Source organism: Streptomyces sp. NPDC001002, from assembly GCF_053599215.1.
In genome coordinates this window covers 1-3,531 of sequence record NZ_JBSFLV010000288.1, presented here as the reverse complement: position 1 = coordinate 3,531, position 3,531 = coordinate 1, and the positions used below count along the sequence as shown (strand labels likewise).

The window sequence follows — 3,531 nt, the reverse complement described above, 5'->3', positions numbered from 1 at the left end:
CCTCCCTCCCCGCCTCTCGCCCGCGCGGGAGGGCGCGGCGGTGCCTTCGGCGATCGGGGGGAGGGGGGTGGGGGTGTCTTCGGCGATCGACAGGAGGGGAGCAGGGGTGTCTTCGGCGATCGGTGAGAGGGGCGCGGCGGTGCCTTCGGCGATCGGCGGGAGAGGAGCAGAGGTGCCTTCGGCGATCGGCCGGAGGGGGGCGCCCTCGACAGACGGCGTGGCTGGCCTCTTGCCGTCGGCGGACTCGGCTGTTGGGGAGGCCGGGCTCTCGCTGTTGGTGACCGTCGAGGCGGGGCTCGGGGCCTCGGGCGTGACATCACTGCCGGTCGGGTCGGCCGAGGCGGCCGGCGTGGCGTCAGGCGTGCCGTCGAGGGCTGAGGTGTCGTACCCCAGGGGTGATCCCGGATCCGGCAGGGGCTGCTGAGCCGACGGAGTCGACAGGTGGTCCAGGATTCGGGCCAGGGTCGGGGCGTTCGGGGACGGGGGCGTTGGAGTGGTGGAGCGGGTTGCGGCCATCGTGTCCAGGACTCGGTGGAGGCGGGCCGCGTCGGTGCGCCATTTGCGGTCGACGACCTCGTCCGGGTACTCCTGCCAGTCCACCGGGGACCAGTCGGGGCTCGGTTCGGCGGGGCCGCCGTGGAAGAGGCGGGCGGCGAGCAGGGAGGTGGCCTCGTCGATCGCGCCGGGCTCTTCGAGCAGGTCACACGCGGGGCGCTCGCCGAGGCGGGAGGCGAAGCCCTCGGCCAGGCGGTCGCGGCGGGACAGCTCGGTGAGCGCGGCGACCACGCCCGCGTCCAGCCGGGACGGCCAGCGGCCCATCCGCCAGGCGGGGAGCGCGACCCGGGTCAGGAGACGGTCCCAGCCCGCATACGCCAGACCCACCTGCTCCTGCGCGACGATCCGCAGACCGTAATCCACAGCCTGTGCACGCTCGGCGGCGGCAGCCGCGACGCCCCGCTCCATCAGGGCCGCGTGCTCCCGGCAACTGCGCAGCAGCAGCCGAGCCACCCAGCCCACGCCCGCGCACACCACACGGGTCGCCGGGCAACGGCCCGGCGTCGAGGCGACGGCCACGGCCGCGTCCAGACCCCGCACGAAACGGCGGGCCGCGGCTATGTCCGGCTGCGCCGACGGTCCCGTACCGGCGACCACCGGGGCGAGGACCGCGCGCAGTTCGCCGACGCGCATCCACCACAGGAACGGGGAGCCGATGACGAGGACGGGCGCGGCGGTGCTGCGGCGGTGCGGGGCGCCGGCGCCAGCTATCTCGTCGCGGTCCTCCGCCGGGGGCGGGCCGTGGGCCGGGTGCGTACGGTCCTCCAGCCAGCTGTCGCAGTCCGGGGTGAGCGCTATCGCGGACGGGGCCGGGACGTCCAGGCGGTCGGCCAGGTCGCGCACCATGCGGTACAGGTCCGGGGCCGACTCCTCGGCGATCGCCACCGTCGGAGTGACTGCGGGACGAGCTCGGGCGACTACCAGGCCGATGGCGCCGGCGGCGAGCAGGACGACCACCGCGACGGGCGTCACGGCCCACCGGGCGGCGTGCCAGAACGGGCCCACCAAGTGGCCCGTGGAAGCGCCGGCCAGCAGCACCACGGCGACGGCCGCGGGCAGCAGGGCCACGGCAAGTGCGCGGCTGCGGATGCGCAGCACAGCGAGGGCCCGGGAGCGCGCGGCCTGCGCGCCCACCTCGACACCCATACCCGAACCGGTAGCGGTCACGGTCGGTCCTCACCCCCTCCCTGGCTGTCCTGACAGCGTCGCTGTCCTGGCGTTGCTCACTCCCCCACTGTGGCACCCGCCACTGACATCGCAATGCCGGTGGGCCAAGTGCCCGAACGCTTGCGCCGCACCCTAGTTGGGGCCCCGGCCCCCGTCAGCCGGATAGGCCAGCGGTCACTCGATGGAATGGCTTTGGGGAGAGGTGGATGACGGACAGCGATGATCAGGCCTCGATTACTGACCCAAGTTCTAAGAGACGGGCGGCCGTTTTACGGGGTTCCGAGACATGGGCAGACAGCGCTGGGCCCCGCATCCGAAGACGGATCCGGGGCCCGAGAGGTTCATCCGAGGGGTGGGTGAAGTGGGTGGGCATGGGTGAGTGGGGGCGGCGGGCCGGTGACAGGTCGGCCGAGCCGCCGGTCAGGCGCTCGCGCCCGCGCCCGCCGCCTTCGCCGCGATGTCCGTGCGGTGCTGGGAGCCGTCCAGGCGGATGCGGGAGACGGCCCGGTAGGCGCGGTCGCGGGCCTCGGTGAGGTCCTTGCCGGCCGCCGTGACGGACAGGACGCGGCCACCGGCGCTGACGACGGCGTCCCCGTCGTGCCGGGTGCCAGCGTGCAGCACGTACGCGTGCGGGGCGTCCTCGGCGGCCACCTCGTCGAGGCCGGTGATCGGGTCGCCGGTGCGCGGGGTACCGGGGTAGTTGTGCGAGGCGACGACCACGGTGACCGCTGCGGAGTCGCTCCAGCGCAGGGGCGGCAGGTCGGCGAGGTTGCCGCTCGCGGCGGCGAGCAGGACGCCGGCCAGCGGGGTCTTCAGGCGGGCCAGCACGACCTGGGTCTCCGGGTCGCCGAAGCGGGCGTTGAACTCGATGACCCGTACCCCGCGCGAAGTGATCGCGAGACCGGCGTAGAGCAGGCCCGAGAAGGGCGTGCCCCGGCGGCGCATCTCGTCGACCGTCGGCTGGAGCACGGTCCGCAGGATGTCGTCGACCAGCTTCGGGTCCGCCCACGGGAGCGGGGAGTACGCGCCCATGCCGCCGGTGTTCGGGCCCTCGTCGCCGTCCAGGGCGCGCTTGAAGTCCTGGGCCGGCTGGAGCGGGAGGACCGTCTCGCCGTCGGTGATGGCGAAGAGGGAGACCTCGGGGCCGTCCAGGAACTCCTCGATGACGACCCGCTCGCAGGAGTTCGCGTGCGCCCGGGCCACCTCGATGTCGTCGGTGACGACGACGCCCTTGCCGGCCGCGAGTCCGTCGTCCTTGACGACGTACGGGGCACCGAACGCGTCGAGGGCCACGTCGACCTCAGCGGGCGTCGTACAGACGTACGAGCGCGCGGTGGGGACCTCGGCTCCCGCCATGACGTCCTTCGCGAAGGCCTTGGAACCCTCGATCCGCGCGGCCTCCCCGGAGGGGCCGAAGACCGGGATGCCCACCTCGCGCACGGCGTCGGCGACCCCGGCGACCAGCGGAGCCTCCGGCCCGACGACCACGAGGTCGGCTTCGAGTGCCGTGGCCAGCGCCGCTACGGCCGTGCCGTCGAGCGCGTCGACCTCGTGCAGCTCGGCGACCTCGGCGATGCCGGCGTTGCCGGGGGCGCAGTGGAGCGCGGTGACGTCGGGGTCGAGGGAGAGAGAACGGCACAGGGCGTGTTCGCGGGCACCGCTGCCGATGACGAGGACCTTCACGGGGGTCAGCCTAACTGGGTTGTGCGGGGTGCTTGTGCGGGCGCCTGTTCTGGGGGCTGCCGCCCCCAGACCCCCGCTTCGGCCTGGACGGCCTCGTCCTCAAACGCCGGACGGGCTGGATTGTGC

General features: G+C 74.0%; 2 protein-coding genes. Both read right to left on the bottom strand.

Translation table 11 applies throughout. The features are described 5' to 3' along the window. Positions 1–1,701: hypothetical protein (locus ACWDR3_RS47440; RefSeq protein ID WP_450358899.1), on the bottom strand; the 1,701-nt coding region annotated here is incomplete at its 3' end. Positions 1,702–2,142: 441 nt separating this feature from the next. Beyond that, positions 2,143–3,405, bottom strand: coding sequence for a phosphoribosylamine--glycine ligase (gene purD / locus ACWDR3_RS47435; RefSeq protein WP_450358898.1), 1,263 nt, complete (start codon positions 3,403–3,405; stop codon positions 2,143–2,145). Positions 3,406–3,531: the final 126 nt, after the last annotated feature.